Annotated in this window: 9 protein-coding genes and 1 riboswitch; of the genes, 3 read left to right on the forward strand and 6 right to left on the reverse strand. The window is 59.8% G+C overall.

The window, feature by feature from the left end; genetic code table 11:
* Positions 1–674 precede the first annotated feature (674 nt).
* Entirely contained in the window at positions 675–3,704 is a 3,030-nt protein-coding gene (locus J3U87_RS29915) for an aminotransferase class III-fold pyridoxal phosphate-dependent enzyme (protein ID WP_237379464.1), read from the forward strand.
* Between the two features lie 353 nt (positions 3,705–4,057).
* Here the strand turns inward: J3U87_RS29915 and J3U87_RS29920 are convergent, their stop codons facing one another.
* Complete coding sequence (locus J3U87_RS29920; protein ID WP_237379465.1) at positions 4,058–4,609, reverse strand: hypothetical protein; 552 nt, start codon at positions 4,607–4,609, stop codon at positions 4,058–4,060.
* Between the two features lie 28 nt (positions 4,610–4,637).
* Entirely contained in the window at positions 4,638–4,988 is a 351-nt protein-coding gene (locus tag J3U87_RS29925; RefSeq protein WP_237379466.1) for a hypothetical protein, read from the reverse strand.
* A gap of 775 nt (positions 4,989–5,763) precedes the next feature.
* On the opposite strand from J3U87_RS29925, the gene J3U87_RS29930 reads away from it, so the two are divergent.
* Together J3U87_RS29930 and J3U87_RS29935 are read left to right on the forward strand one after the other, a co-directional pair.
* Complete coding sequence (locus J3U87_RS29930) at positions 5,764–6,294, forward strand: CesT family type III secretion system chaperone (protein WP_237379467.1); 531 nt, start codon at positions 5,764–5,766, stop codon at positions 6,292–6,294.
* 428 nt (positions 6,295–6,722) lie between these two features.
* Positions 6,723–8,909 carry a hypothetical protein gene (locus tag J3U87_RS29935; RefSeq protein ID WP_237379468.1) on the forward strand — a complete coding sequence of 729 codons (2,187 nt, stop codon included), beginning with the start codon at positions 6,723–6,725 and terminating at the stop codon, positions 8,907–8,909.
* Between the two features lie 42 nt (positions 8,910–8,951).
* Here J3U87_RS29935 and J3U87_RS29940 read toward each other — a convergent pair whose 3' ends face one another.
* The 4 genes from J3U87_RS29940 to J3U87_RS29955 form a co-directional block, all read right to left on the reverse strand.
* Positions 8,952–10,127 (reverse strand): ribonucleotide-diphosphate reductase subunit beta, encoded by a 1,176-nt coding sequence (locus tag J3U87_RS29940; RefSeq protein ID WP_237379469.1) that lies wholly within the window; start codon positions 10,125–10,127, stop codon positions 8,952–8,954.
* A gap of 293 nt (positions 10,128–10,420) precedes the next feature.
* A complete protein-coding gene (locus tag J3U87_RS29945) occupies positions 10,421–13,210 on the reverse strand; it encodes a ribonucleoside-diphosphate reductase subunit alpha (RefSeq protein ID WP_237379470.1) in 2,790 nt (929 codons plus the stop codon).
* Positions 13,207–13,629 carry an acyl-CoA thioesterase gene (locus J3U87_RS29950; protein WP_237379471.1) on the reverse strand — a complete coding sequence of 141 codons (423 nt, stop codon included), beginning with the start codon at positions 13,627–13,629 and terminating at the stop codon, positions 13,207–13,209. The genes J3U87_RS29945 and J3U87_RS29950 overlap by 4 nt, the downstream gene beginning before the upstream one ends.
* A 162-nt stretch (positions 13,630–13,791) precedes the next feature.
* Positions 13,792–14,013: riboswitch (cobalamin riboswitch) on the reverse strand.
* 37 nt (positions 14,014–14,050) lie between these two features.
* Entirely contained in the window at positions 14,051–14,698 is a 648-nt protein-coding gene (locus J3U87_RS29955) for a protein kinase (protein ID WP_237379472.1), read from the reverse strand.
* Positions 14,699–15,550: the final 852 nt, after the last annotated feature.

Here is a 15,550-nt window from a genome sequence, read left to right on the forward strand (position 1 = left end):
CCGCGGGGAAGAACCGATCCCTTCCCAGGTAGCTCGAGATTTTTCGTGGCTTCTCATGTCTTTCGTAGACAAAATCACGAAAAGACACGAACAAGACATTCCCAGCAGGTCCTTTCTAGTGACCCGATGGCCTCTTCATGGGATCCGGGAACACATTCTGTTGTTCATCGGTCCGTTAGCTCTCAGAACGAATACGTTGCCGAAAAGGCCGACGGGTTCGGTTCCCGTGTGGCGTTTTTGATAGAGATCCCCTGGATCGATCGGGTTTCCAACGCAAGCTGCAATCGGCATTCAGGTATCAGATTTCAGCCAATCACCTTCGAACAAGTATCTTGCTGAAGCCCGACACCTGATATCGTGCCCATCCAGCCGAACCATCTTGGGAGCCACGAGCGTTTCGTTTCTGGATGGGCACTATACTATTCATGTCAAGATGTAACCGACTGAGAAACAGGTAAATGTGCCCCTGAACCCCCTCATGGAAGTGTCCGGTTCACTGGGCAGGCCATGCCGGGCCTCTCTTTTTCGTGTTTTTTCGTGTATTTCGTGGACAAGGTAGGTGGCCCCCTTTTTGTGGACGGTGATTGGCCCCTACGGGATTGTGATATCCTTCCTGCGTTCGTTCCCCGTTTCCCCATTCCGGTCGATGCGACCTGTACCTTTCGGAGTCTTCGATGAACGCCACCCTCCCCTCCTTTTCCCCAAGTCAAGCGGAAGCACTGGCGGCCCGACATTACCGCCTCGAAGGGACCGCGACCCGTCTCGTGAGCTACGCCGATCAAAATTTCCTGATGCGCGACGCACAGGACGCCAAGACCGTCCTGAAAGTCTCGGCGGGCGACCAGGAACGCCGCGAATTGGATTTTCAACACCGAATGCTCGACCACCTGGCGCGCGAGGCGCCGGATCTGCAAGTCCCGCGACTGGTGCCCAGCCAGGAAGGCGAGGACCTGGTTCTCGTCCAGGGCGATGTCGGCGGTGCCTACTGGATGCGGCTGGTCACCTTTCTGCCCGGCCGCCTGATGGCCGACGTCGAACCCAAGAACCCCGCCTTGTTCACCAATCTGGGCCGCTTCTTCGGCCGAATGGACAAGGCCCTGGAGCCCTTCCGCCACGAAGCGATGCACCGCGAGCTGGCGTGGGACCTGGCGCGGGGCGAGACCACCTGTTCGGCGGGCCTGGACTACCTCACCGATCCCGAACGGCGCGCCCTGATCGAAAACCACCTGGCCCGGTATCGCAGCCAAACGGCGCCGTTCCTCCCCCACCTGCGCCGCAGCGTCATTCACAACGACGGCAACGACCACAACCTGCTGGTCGACGGCGATCTCATCATCGGGGTCATCGATTTCGGCGATGCGGTGTTCAGCCACACGGTCAACGAGCTGGCGATCGTCTGTGCCTACGCGATGCTCGGTCACGAGGATCCGCTGAAAACGGCGGCGCTGGTCGTGGGCGGCTACCACCAGGCCCATCCGTTGACCGACCTGGAACTGCGGGTCCTGTTCGACCTGATCCTCCTGCGCTTCTGCACCAGCCTGTGCCAATCGGCGCGCTCGCTGGCCGCCAACCCCGAGAACACCTATTTGGGGGTTCACGCCGAGCCGATGTGGCAATCCCTGGCCGAACTCGCCACGATCCCCCCCGGTCTGGCCGAAGCGCGCTTTCGCCACGCCTGCGGGCTGGAGCCCTGCCCCCTGAACCACCGCATCGTCGCGCGGCTGGCACAACGCGCCGGCAGCTTCGCCCCGGTACTGGGTGACGGGCTCGACGCGGCCCCCCGCACGGTCTTCGACCTGCGCCATCGCGGCACCGATTACGGCAGCGCCGAGGACCGTGTCGATACGGAGCGGTTCAGCCGCTTTCTGTTCGACCTCATGGCGATGCGCGGCACGCCGGTCGGCCTGGGCCGCTACAACGAGGACCGCGACCTCTACTGCGATCCCGATTACGACGTCCGCAATTCCGCCCGCCGGACGGTCCACCTGGGCGTGGACCTGTACGTGGCACCGGGGCGCACGGTGACCGCGCCGTTGGCGGGAACCGTTCATTCCTTGCGGGACAACGCGGCCCCCGGCGATTACGGACCGACCCTGATTCTCGCGCACGATCTGGGCGAGGGCCTGACCTGTTACACCCTGTACGGCCATCTCCAACGCGAATCGCTGAACGGCGTGACGCCAGGCGATGCGGTGGCCCAGGGCGATCCCATCGCGAAGGTGGGCGACCAGGACGAGAACGGGAGCTGGCCACCCCATCTGCATTTTCAGGTCCTTTGCGACCCGTTCGATTACGAAGGCGACTATCCGGGCATCGCGCGGGTCGACCAGCGCGACATCTGGCTCAGCCTGTGCCCCGATCCCAACCTGATTCTGGGACTTCCCGAATTGAGCACGCGCGATGCGCGGCCGGTGTCGGAGGCCATCCTGGCCAAACGACGCGCCCAAGTGGGTTACAACCTGAGTATCAGCTACCGCAAGCCGCTGCACATCGTGAAGGGTGAAGGGACCTGGCTGTTCGATGCCGACGGTCGCCGCTACCTGGACATGGTCAACAACGTCTGCCACGTGGGCCACTGTCATCCGCACGTGGTCGCCGCGGCGCAACGCCAGATCGCGACCCTGAACACCAACACGCGCTACCTGCACCAGAACCTGGTGGCCTACGCGGAGCGGTTGACGGCGACCTTGCCCGACCCGCTTTCGGTCTGCTTCTTCACCTGCACCGGTTCGGAGGCCAACGACCTGGCCCTGCGCCTGGCGCGCACTCACACGGGCGGTCGCGAGGTCTTGATCGTGGATGCCGCCTACCACGGGCACACCAACGCACTGATCGAGATGAGCCCCTACAAGTACGAGGGCCCGGGCGGCTTCGACAAGGTGGGTCACATCCACAAACTGCCGATGCCCGACGGCTATCGCGGCCCCATCAAGCACGACGACCCGAACTGCGGTCCGCGTTACGCGGCGTTCGCCGAGGCGATGCTGCACGACATGCGCGAACGGGGTGTGCAACCGGCCGGTGTGTTCACCGAGTCGCTGCTGGGCTGCGGCGGTCAGATCGTGCTGCCCCCCGGTTACCTGACCGAGCTGTACCGGCTGGTGCGCGCGGCGGGCGGCGTCTGTGTGGCGGACGAGGTCCAAGTAGGCTTCGGCCGCGTGGGCGAGCGGTTCTGGGGCTTCGAAACCCAGGACGTGGTGCCGGATATCGTGACGCTCGGGAAACCGATCGGCAACGGGCACCCGATGGCCGCGGTGGTCACCACGCCGGAAATCGCCGCCAGCTTCAACAACGGTATGGAGTACTTCAATACCTTCGGCGGCAACCCGGTCAGTTGCGCGATCGGCATGGCGGTGCTGGACGTGATCGAGAACGAGGGCCTTCAGCGCTACGCGGCGGAGGTGGGCGGCTACCTCAAAGCGGGCCTCGAATCGCTGAAGACGCGCCACGGCTTGATCGGCGAGGTGCGCGGCAAGGGCCTGTTCCTCGGGGTCGAGCTGGTGCGCGACCACGAGACACTGGAGCCGGCCGACACGGAAGCCAGCCAGATCATCGAGGCGATGAAGGACCGGGGCGTGCTGTTGAGCACGGACGGTCCGCTGCACAACGTGCTGAAGATCAAACCACCGCTGGCATTCGGCTACGCGGAGGCGGATCTGGCGCTCACCCACCTGGATGAGGTGTTGTCGAGTATGATCGGTTGAGGTAGTGTTTCATCCCTTGTGACGGTTACTGCGGTTTTCTACCACTGAGATCACGGAGGTCCTGGAGTATTACTGTATTTTTAAAAGTATATTGAGTTATATAGTCTTTTGTTCTCTGTTTTTCGCTTCCTTTTGTATCCTCGGTGGAACCGAGCAGAGTGAAGCCTCAGCCGGCAAACCAAGAGAAAGCAACATACATCTATAGAGTTAGGTCTCGGTCTAAACAACTAGACGCCAAACCCTCATAATAAAATAAACTCGCTCCTTGGTTAGACCATTGAGCGAGTTTTTAAAATACTTTTCCGTTCAGGTGCAAAGATCCATACCAAAATTACAGTAACAGATTCCTTATTTCAAAGCACCTGACTCCTCTTCTCAAGCTCATCTCTTTTTTTCTTTTCGGTTTTCTTTTCCAAGTTTAGGTCAGAAATCGTTTGAACCAGTTTTCCATGATCGATTTTCCAAATTGATCCGTCGGCAAGTCGGGCTCGTTCTACGAAAACGACACCAACGAGCATGATTACAGTTTCATTCTGAGAGTCATCCCAAGTCATTTTTTCAGTGACTTGTTGACCCGAGCTCAGAAAGACCCATTTATCTCCATAATAACCAGAGATTAACTCACCAAAAGGATTGAATCCTAAAAGTTTAAGTCGATAAGCATGTATATCCGTCTTAGTTTTCAAGGAAAACTTGCCAATAAGCAGAGCCGATCGATCCGTGCATAGGATTCGATATTCAGCATCGACGATTTTAATTGGGCAATCTTCTGGATTAACAATAAAAAGCTTCCTAGTCATCTTGGAACCTTTGTTCCGAACGGGCCATGATTTAACTTCAAAACCGCCAACTGTCACTTCTCGCATTGGGTAACTAGCAACGACAAGGAATATCACAGCAATCATATCTCTTCTCCAACACGCATCTGATTCTTCATTCAACAACTAGTTCACGGATTTTTTGAATAATATTTTGATATTCAACAATTTCTTCACTGAATTGCTCAATTAATTTCATATCGTTCTGTTCACCCGGCGTTAAAACCATAGAAATGAGATCTCCGATTTTTGTACCCCTCTTGTAGAGACGAACCTGTTCATGCTGAAAGGAAGGTAAATCCATGGGAACATGGCCTAAGCCAATACCTGCAAGCGCATCACTTATTTCCTTTCGGATGCGTACGCCTAGTTTGGCCACGCCGTGGGCATTCCTGAGCTGCTCCATTGAAAACGTCTGAATATTTCCATTTTTTTCAACATCATTTTTGATTTTTTCCCAATTCATTTCCATTCTCCTTTTTCCACATCTAGTACTCTAATTCGGATCAACCAGGTCATTCAAATAATCAAAAAACTAATTTTTCTTAAGTATATCCACATACCTGAAATGGAGAATTGATCGTTTTGCGATCTTGCGGGCCTGGAATGGTTAAATCGTCTGCCATCGTGACTCCTCAATGAGTTGCTTTCTTGTCCCTAGAACCCTGCGGTTCTACTTCCCTATGCGAAAAAGCGGAAAACATTGAATCAACGCACTTCACTCCAATTCGTTCGGCACGCGCAAACACCAGGTACCTCGGCGCCCCCTCCGTATGAGGCGTGTCCCTCCAAAAACTCCATGCCGTTCTTCCCTTTTGGGGATACACCGTCTCCTCAGCCGTGTCGTGCCGCTCTCCGTGACCTCCGGGAACTCGGTGGTAAAAATAAACTTATGCCCAACCAACCCCGCACCGACGGAGCCCCCCTCAAAACGTTGTAAAATGTCACGTTTCTGCAATGTCTTGTATCTAAAAACCGAGAGGTTGATCTTCTCCACATTTGTTCCAAATTTTCCGGATATCCTTCATCTCATAACGATGGGCATCAAACCCATCAGCCGCCGTTTTTCCCGCGGCTGCACGCACACCAGGCTCCGAAACCCGAGATCCTCTCCGGGCGCGATCTTTTCCCGTCCAATTCGGGTTTCCCCCAAAACACAAGCCCTCCGGTGCCGCGATCGTCGATCGTGGCGACCGGGCCAAGACGAACCTGCCCACTCGTGGGCGAAAGGATGAAAAACCATGTGTGAACACCAGGATCGCGTCAACCAATGGCTGTCGTCCTACAGCGGCGACGCCTTCGAAGCCCTTCGATTGGAAGAAGACGGCAGTTGCTCCCTCCATACCGATCAGGGTTTGGAATTGAGTCTCCACCTGCTGCCAGGCCATGTGGAACTCTATATCAACATCACCCTGAGCGCCTGTAACCTGGAGAACCGGGCCCAATTCTTCGAACAAGCCCTGACCCTCAACCACTACCAACATGACATGCACGGTGGCGCCATCGCCTTCGATCCCCAAACCTCGGAACTGGTGTTCAGCAGCACCATGACCATCGAAGGCGCCGAATTCGATGACTTCGATCGTGAACTGATGTGCCGCATCGAGGTCGCCGTCCGCCTGCGCGAACACCTGCAATCCCAACAACAACGTGCCGCGCAACCGGCACCGGTCTATGCCGATGGGGGCAACCAACCCGAGCGGATTTCGCCCGCCGGTGCGGCACCCACCTACGCCGAAAACAACCTCGCCTTCTTCATGAACATGGCCTGAGACACCGCAACCAGGCATCACTCCATCGACCGTTCCCGATCGGAGTTCGATCCCATACCCAGGAGGTTCCAACCCCAACATCCTTGCATGCCACGGAAACGGGTTTTGTACCGGCGACCGCCAGCGCCGGCCCACACCCGAGTGGAGCGATATCGTGTACGAACGCCCGCGTGCCACGACACGCATTTGGGCACCCCTCCCGATAGCTCCGCTGCGATTTCCTCTAGATGCTTCGACACCATGTCGGCCAGGTACACACATCGCTTCAACATGCAGGAGTGCACATTATGTCAGTAAGTAGAAGACAATCGGTCGACGGTGCCTCGTCGGCCCAGCTATCGAGTGCCGCACAGAAAAAAGGCCGAGCCGGCTTAAACAAAGGCCAAAAGAAAGGGGGATCTCAACCCAAAGAACACGTAGAGGCTTCCGTGGCGAACGCAGTGCCAAAAAGGGGTGCAAAGCTCGCCAAAGCTCGCAAAAAGGGCGTCGATCCCAAAGCTTCGGCAAAAGGCGCAAAAGCCCCAAAGGGCAAAAGAGCCAAAGGTGCCAAAAAAGCGCCGATCCAGGTCCACAAAGAGCGCATCAACAAGCGCATGCAGGTCGTTCAGTTCCGCGTCGACACGGTCAGCGAACAGGTCCTCGACAACAGCATCGACAGCCTGAGGAAAAAAGCGGATATCGTGTTCGACGCCTTTGCCGACCTCGTTCAGGACAACATGGTCGACAACCGCCCACACACCGTGAAGGTGTTCACCCTACCCGAATTCTTTTGGAGCAAGTTCGGCGACTTTTTGGATGAAGATACCCAAACCCAGTTGCTCGACTACATTCAAGATAAAGCGCAAAACGAGATATTCGAGAACTCGGTATTTGTCCTGGGAACCATGGTCGTCCAGACCGCACCAAATGCCCTGAGCAAACTCGAACGAGCCGACATCCGCGAGATCGAACGCGAACTGGGTCTGGAAGACGACGCCTTGATCGAGGAATTCGAAAGCGCCACCACGCTTTCGGAAGAAGACTATGCGAGACCCGACAACCCCCAGCGAAAACAGTTGGCCATGGTGGGCCATGTCTTCAATGCCAAATTGAAGAACCGCGATGCGTTCGACATGACCGCCGACGAAATGAAAGATGCCGAAATCGACCGCGGCGCCCTTCTCCAAGATTCCGCCAAAATGGTGAAGTTTTCACTGGAAAATCAGGTGGCGCTGACCAAGTCGTTCGGAATCCTGGCCAATGACCAGTTCACCAGGGCCGATTATCAGGCCTTCATCACCGCCGTGACCGATGAAAACGACGCCGAAGCGATACAGTTACTGACAAAAGCATTGTCACCGTTCGTCGAGGCCGGAGACGTCGCAAAATTCCAGAGGCAAGACCTCATGGCATTCAAGAAACTGTTCCAAGACGCCGGTACCTTTGCCAAACTCAAATCGAAGATCAAATTTTTCGGCAAACACGTGGCGCCATTCACCATGAGCGCCAGAGAAAAAAGTGACCACGCGCTGGGTGTGAAACGGGTGGATCAGGATCATCGCGATGCCCTGTCGGTCGATTACGACAACACCGACGTCAAAAACGTCCACAACCGGGCCTTGGTGATCGATGGTGGCAAGGAAGGCAAATTCAAGTTGATGGAAAAAGCGACCATGTCCGATATCGACATGCCCCACTACAATGAGGACGCCCACGAGGGAAGCGGATTCGACCGACACCTTAAAAAAGGGTTTCCCCATCACATGGCCAAATCGGGCCTGCTCGGTTCCCACCCCAATGAAGACCTGCCGCAAACGTTGCAACGCTCGAAGTCGGCGAACATCACCCCGCAAGATTATCAATTCGATTCCGAAAAAACGGGCGTGAGCATCGGGGTCGCCATTTGCAAGGATTACAGCAGTGAATGGTATTCGCAATTCGTGGACAGTGGCTTGAAAGCATCCCAGAAACCAGACCTCGGCGCCATAATTTCGGGTGGTGTCAAAGAATCGGACGTTCGGTCGAAATTCATCCGAAGCAGAAGCGCGGTCTCCATCAACGACGGTCACTCGGGCGATGCCGCCGTACGCGAGCTCAGCGGAAACAAGAAGTCCCTGAAACCCAAAGACGATTTCATCTTGAATCGCTCGGAAACAGGGTATGAGATCTTGATCAATACCGAAGCCCAACGACCCGAAAAGCTCCCCATCGGAAAAGTCCAAGGGTATTCGGTGGAAGTGGGTTTCACCATGCACTTGGAGGATGGCGCGGCCTCGGATGACGAGTCCTACACCGAGGAAACCAACAGCGGCACCGTCAGTCTGCTCATGGAACAGATCAAACCCCTACAGGCGCAAATCGCCGCAATCGATGAAAAACAAAAAGCCATCGGAGACCTGGTTCACGACCTCAATACGCGCAGGGAGCCGGCTCTAGCCGAAATCAACCAAAACCAGGGGTTACTCCTTGACGTCAATGGAGGCCAACCCTTTGAGTCCGTAGAAAAAGCCCGAAAGGGCCTCAATGCCTTTCGAGACAAACTCGAAAGCAGCAAACCCGAAGTCCAACTCCAAGATCTCATTGGCAAAGTCAACCATCTACTCAAACCGGAACGCCAATTCCAGGCCTTTGTATAAGCACGAACGGACCCGAAGCCCGCGCTTCGGGTCCGTTTTGCGTTACCAGCTCAGCGCGGCGCCGCTCTGGTACTCCAGCACGCGCGTCTCGAAGAAGTTCTTCTCCTTCTTGAGATCGATGATTTCGCTCATCCAGGGGAAGGGATTGACTGCGCCCGGATACAGCTCGTTCAGGCCGATCTGGCGACAGCGGCGATTGGCGATGTAGCGCAAAAAGCCGCCGAACATGTCGGCGTTGAGGCCCAAGACGCCGCGCGGCATGGTGTCCACCGCGTAGGCCTGCTCCAGCGCCACCGCCTGATCGATCATCTCCAGCACCTCTGCCTGCAGCCCATCGGTCCACAGTTGCGGATTCTCCTGACGGATCTGGTTGATGACGTCGATGCCGAAGTTGAGGTGCATGCTCTCGTCGCGCAGGATGTACTGGAATTGCTCGGCCGTGCCCACCATGCGGTTCTGGCGGCCAAACGACAGGATCTGCACGAACCCCACGTAGAAGAAGATCCCCTCGGTAAGTACGTAGAAGCCGATCAGGTTGCGCAACAGCTCGCGGTCGGTCTTCTCGGTGCCGGTGCGGAAGTTGGGATCGGCCAGCGCCTCGGTGAATTGCAGGCTGAAGGCGGCCTTGCGATGCACCGAGGGAATCTCGCGGTACATGTTGAAGACTTCGGCTTCGTCGAGGCCCAAACTCTGGATGACGTACTGGTAGGCGTGGGTGTGCAGCGCTTCCTCGAACGCCTGGCGCAGCAGGTACTGGCGACACTCGGGATTGGTGATGTGGCGGTAGACGGCCAGGACCAGGTTGTTGGCGACCAGCGAGTCGGCGGTGGAGAAGTAGCCCAGGCCGCGTTTGATGATGGTGCGCTCGTCGTCGCTGAGCCCGTCGGGCCGCTGCCAAAGGGCCACGTCGGCGGACATGTCGATTTCCTGGGGCATCCAGTGGTTGTTGCAGGCGGCCAGGTACTTGTCCCAGGCCCAGGTGTATTTGAACGGGATCAACTGGTTCAGGTCGGAGCGGCAGTTGATCATGCGCTTGTCTTCCACCCGCAGGCGGCCGGCGCCCAGGGCCACCTGTTCCAAGCCGGTGGCGCCGCCCTGGGCGATCTCGGGTGGCGGCGGGGTAGCCACCGCGGCGGTCGAGGCTGGACGGGGGGCGGGGTTAGGCATGCGGGCGGACGGCGGGCGTTCGGTCGGGGTCGGGTCGTTCCAATTCAGCATATTTTTCTCCTGTGGAACCGCTTTGGTTTGGTTCGGACGTGCGGTGATCGCCCGGGTCGAGGTTTGAGTTTCAGATGATGGTGCAGGCTGGCCAGGACGACGGCCTCGAGCAGGCGAGGCGACCCTCTTTGGATTCGGGTCCTGCCGAGGTGGATCGCTTCGAAGCGTCGGGCCGGCGGCCCAACCTACCGCCTCGACGTCCCTCTTTGGATCCGGGTACCACCGAGATGGATCGCTTCGAAGGGTCGCCCCCTGCCCCGTCGCCTATCCCGGGTAGCCTGGGACGTCATCGCTCACTGGCAGGCATCGCAGTCGGGGTCGTCGATACTGCAGACCTCGACCGCGTTCAGCGTGGCCTGCTCGACCGTCGCCTTCTCGGCATGGGTCGCGCCCATCGAACGCAGGTAGTAGGTCGTTTTCAGACCGCGTCGCCAGGCCAGCCGGTACATCTCGTCCAGCATGCGACCCGAGGGTCGGTCCAGGTACAGGTTCAGCGATTGCGATTGGTCCAACCACTTCTGACGGCGGGCGCCCGCCTCGATCAACCACCGCACCTCGATCTCGAAAGCGGTCGCGAAGCGGCGCTTGAGCTCCTGGGGAATGCGCTCGATCGGTTCGAGGCAGCCCTCGTGGTACTTGAGATCGGCGACCATGGTCTCGTCCCACAAGCCCAGCGCCGCCAGCTCGGCCACCAGGTGCGGGTTCACCACGGTGAAATCACCGGACATGTTGGCCTTGACGAACAGGTGCCGGTAGGTCGGTTCGATCGACTGGGACACGCCGCAAATATTGGAGATCGTGGCGGTTGGCGCAATGGCCAGGCAGTTGGAGTGGCGCATGCCGTGACGTTCGATCAAGGCTCGGATCGGCGCCCAGTCCAGGTGCATCGTGCGATCCACCTCCAAAAAGCCGCCGCGCTCCTGCTCGAGCAACGCCAGGGAATCGATCGGCAGAATGCCGCGCGACCACAGCGAGCCCTCGTAGCTGGGGTAACGCCCGCGCTCGGCCGCCAACATCGCGGAGGCCTCGAAGGCGTAGTAGCTGACGGCCTCCATCGATTGGTCGGCGAAGGTCACCGCGCCCTCGGAATCGTAGGGCAGTCCCAGCCGATAGAGTGCGTCCTGGAAGCCCATGATCCCCAGGCCCACCGGACGGTGGCGCAGGTTGGCGTTGCGCGCGGCGGCCACGGTGTAGTGGTTGATGTCGATGACGTTGTCCAGCATGCGCATGGCGGTGTGCACGGTCTCGCGCAGCCGGTCGTGGTCGATGGTGCCGTCGCGCAGGTGGTCCACCAGGTTGACCGAGCCCAGGTTGCAGACGGCGATCTCGTCGGCCGAGGTGTTGAGCGTGATTTCGGTGCACAGGTTGGAGTTGTGGATGACGCCCACGTGTTGCTGGGGCGAGCGGGCGTTGCAGGCGTCCTTGAAGGTGATCCAGGGGTGGCCCGTCTCGAACAGCATCGTCAGCATCTTACGCCACAGGCGCCAGGCCGGCATGCGCCGGAACACGCGAATCTCGCCGCGGTCGGCGCGCGCCTCGGCGGCTCGGTAACGCTCCTCGAAGTCCCGGCCGAAGCTCTCGTGGAGGTCGGGCACCTCGTCGGGCGAGAACAGGGTCCAATCGCCCTCCTCGCTCAGGCGCTTGAGGAACAGGTCGGGCACCCAGACGGCGGTGTTCATGTCGTGGGTGCGGCGGCGATCGTCGCCGGTGTTCTTGCGCAGTTCCAAAAAGTCCTCGATATCCACGTGCCAGACTTCCAGGTAGGCGCAGACCGCGCCCTTGCGCTTGCCGCCCTGGTTGACGGCGACGGCGGTGTCGTTGGCGACCTTGAGGAAGGGCACCACGCCCAGGGACTTGCCGTTGGTGCCCTTGATGTGGGCGCCCATGCCGCGCACCGGCGTCCAGTCGTTGCCGATCCCGCCCGCGAACTTGGAGAGCAGGGCGTTGTCGCGGATGCCGTCGTAGATGCGGCCCAGATCGTCGCCGATGGTGGTCAGGAAACAGGAGGAAAGTTGGGGATACCGCGTCCCGCTGTTGAACAGGGTCGGGGTGGAGCACATGAACCGGAAGGTGGACAGCAAATGGTAGAACTCGATCGCTTTGGCCTCGCGGTCCACTTCTTCGAGGGCCAGCCCCATGGCGACGCGCATGAAGAAGATCTGGGGCATCTCGCCGCGCAGGTCCTCGTGCTGGAGGAAGTAGCGATCGTAGAGTGTCTGCAGGCCCAGGTAGGTGAACAGGTCGTCGCGATCGGCGACCAACGCCTCACCCAGCCGCGCCAAATCGAACTGCGCCAGTCGCGGATCGAGCAGGTCCACCTCGATTCCGCGCGTCACGAACGCGACCAACGCCTGGCCATAATCGAAGGGTCGGTCCAGCACGGCGTTGCGCCGCGCCGTTTGGGACACGCCGAACAGGCGCACTTCGCGAATCAGGCGCATGCGCAGGAGCCGCGCGGCGACGAGGTTGTACCGCGGCTGGCGTTCGATCTCTGCGCGCGCGGCGAAGACCAGTGCCTGGTAGACCTCGGCGGTGGTGGCGCCGTCGTAGAGCGTGGCCAGCCCTTCCTTCAGCACGGCTTCGGCGTCGACGTCCTCGATCCCGGCACAGGCTCCGCGTACCAAGGCACGCCACTCGGCTGGGTTCATGGGTAGCCGGCGACCCAGTTCGTCCTGGAGCCACAGGCCGGTCTCGGCGTCGGCGGCGCCGTCCACGCGCGCCCGTTCTTCGGCACGTGCCTCGCGATACAGGACATAGGCGCGGGCGACCTTGTACTCTTCGGCCCGCATCAGCACCAGTTCCACCTGATCCTGGATCTCTTCCACGTGGATCTTGGCACCGGCGGCCTTGTGGCGGGTGACGGCCGCCGCCACCTGCGCGGCCAGTTCCGGCACGCGGCGGTGCATGCGTTCGTTCTCGGCGGCGGCATCGCCGTGCACGGCCAGGAAGGCCTTGGCCAGGGCGCGTTCGATCTTGGCGGGGTCCCACGCGGTGAGGCCGCCATCGCGGCGGATGACCTCGAAATCGGTGGTGCGCGGGTTCGGCTGCTGTTGGTTTTCGCTGATCTGCACGGTGGGGTTCACGCATCACCTCCCGCGTTGACGGCGACCGGGCGGCCCTGGTGGTTGAGCGCGACGAGCACGAAATGGCCGCGGGCACACAGGGTGCGGTCGGTGGACAGGGTGTCCTCGGAGAAGAGTTGGGTTTCGACCCGAATCGAGGAACGGCCAATGCCGGCAATTCGCGCGCGGACCTCCACCAGGTGGCCGACCTTGACCGGCGCGAGGAAGGTCACGTCCTCGGCCGAGACGGTGACCACGTGGCGGCGCGCCTCGCGGGTGGCGACCACGAAGGCGGCCTTGTCCATGAGCTGCATGACCTGTCCGCCGAACAGGGTGCTGTAGTGGTTGGCCTTCTCGGGGAAGACCATTTCGAACATCGAGAGCCAGTCGCGATCGGGGACCGGCGTTTGCGGAGACCGAGATTCCGTTTCTACCTGCACAGAGGCACCTCCCAAAAAATGAGGTGCCGAGCCGTCTCGGGGAAAAAACACCACGGGTCGGCCGGGAACATTCGGGCGGCCCGATTTCGTCGATGTTTTCCGAACGCCTTTGACGCGAAGGCTCGGACACCAGCCGCGGCGGCGGATCGCGTGAGGCGATCGGCGCGCGACTCGATTCCGGCAGGTCTTCGGACTCATGGGCGCGACCCCGTGGGGTCTCCTACCAGCCGTAGCTTCCCAGCGCCGTTGCGCCAGTGCCTCTCGAACGGCTTTCGTTCCCAAATACCGCTGCGCGACAGTCCCGGAATCTCACCGGGTTCCCTATTCACGTGTTCGCCGAACAGAAGCATTCGACGAATCAAAACCGAAATCTGCCCCAATATAATGCGGCCCACCTCCGGGGTCAACACAAGATATGGGTTTACGGAGAAATAACACGGTGAAGCGGTGTCCCCCATGCGGTTGCGTGGCGGGGAGGTTTCGGGTTTGCGGGGCGGGGGCTGGGGGTCGCGGTTTTTTTTACCACGGAGTTCGCGGAGGGCAAGGTGCCGGCGTCGATGAGGTGGGCGATGTTGACGTGGCGCAGGCCCGAGAGGATTTTGCACTCCTTGCGGAAGAGCGACATCATCTTGGGGTTCCATGAATGGAGGGTCTTGAGCGCGACCTGGAGATCGAGGTCGTCGGAGCGCGTGGCCAGGTAGACGTTGCCCATGCCGCCGCGACCCAACTTCCGTTCGATGCGGAAGGGACCGCACACCGCCCCGGGCCCCAACGCCGCCTGGCTGTGAAACCCATCGGCTGGGGGGGTTTCTTCGAGCCGCGCTTCCGGTTTCGCATCCTGGGGTCGGGCGTCTTCCGGAACCGGCGCCTCGGCGCGGCTGGCGTTCGCCGCGCCGCCGTTCACCGCGCCGAAGGCCGTCATCCATTGGGCCAGCGCCTCGGGATCCCGGGCCTGCACGAAGTGAAGGAGCCGAAGGGCGTCATGTTCGGGACGCGGTTCGGAGCCCAACCCATCGGGGTCCGGCCATCCGGGGTCCGGCCTACCGGGGTCGGCGGGTCGTTCGGTCATCGTGACACTCACTGCTCGTTTCGAAGAGGAGGGTTTCCGTTGGGTTCCGGGCTCGGTGATCTCGCGGTTGGCACGACGGCCTGTTCGTCGGATCGTCACTCAAAAAAGGAGCGCCAGGTGATCTGCGGTCGATGGCGAAATGAGACAGGCGGGGGTGCGGCGGGTTCCGTTGGGTTGGCAAACAAGACGTCTCACAAACACGCATAGCCTCAAACGAGACGTCTATTACACGACATTTACACCCGACACGGACATGTTTTATAGGGAAAATGTGCGCACCCATCGCCGGGTCGCGCCAGCATCCATGTGACACCCGGATTGGGGACCCTGCCTGGATGGGCGCCGTTCCCGGCCAATCCTGTAGGATGTCCGCGGGCGCAGCGGCCGTATGCTTGGACCACGATTTGATTAAAACGCGGGCCTTTGGTGCGCCACAAGCAGGGGCCTTGAAGGGACGACACAATACAGCGAAGGCGGTCCGTTGTTCCGGTGATGGACATTGTCCACGATCAACCGGATGCTTGGATGTGCACCGTTCGCGGCCAATCCTGGAGGGATGGCCAACGGAATGCCTGGACCACAACTTATTTAAAACGCGGGCCAACGGCCCGCCACCAGCAGGGACCCTGTAAGGGTCACACAATACAGCGAAGGGTGAGACGCCGGGACGGCGGCGTAACCCTGGTTGCCTGGAGTTCCCCCATCGAGCTCTGAAGGAGCGGGGCTACGAAGCCCCACCGGCGTTCACACCACCTCCGTTTGGTCCTGACCGGAGCCCCCTCTTCCCGACAGGGCGTCACCCCCGATGACCCTTCGCGGAGCCGCCCCTACAGGGCTGGGGACCGGGGACTC

The organism is Sulfidibacter corallicola (genome assembly GCF_017498545.1).
GTDB lineage: Bacteria > Acidobacteriota > Holophagae > Acanthopleuribacterales > Acanthopleuribacteraceae > Sulfidibacter > Sulfidibacter corallicola.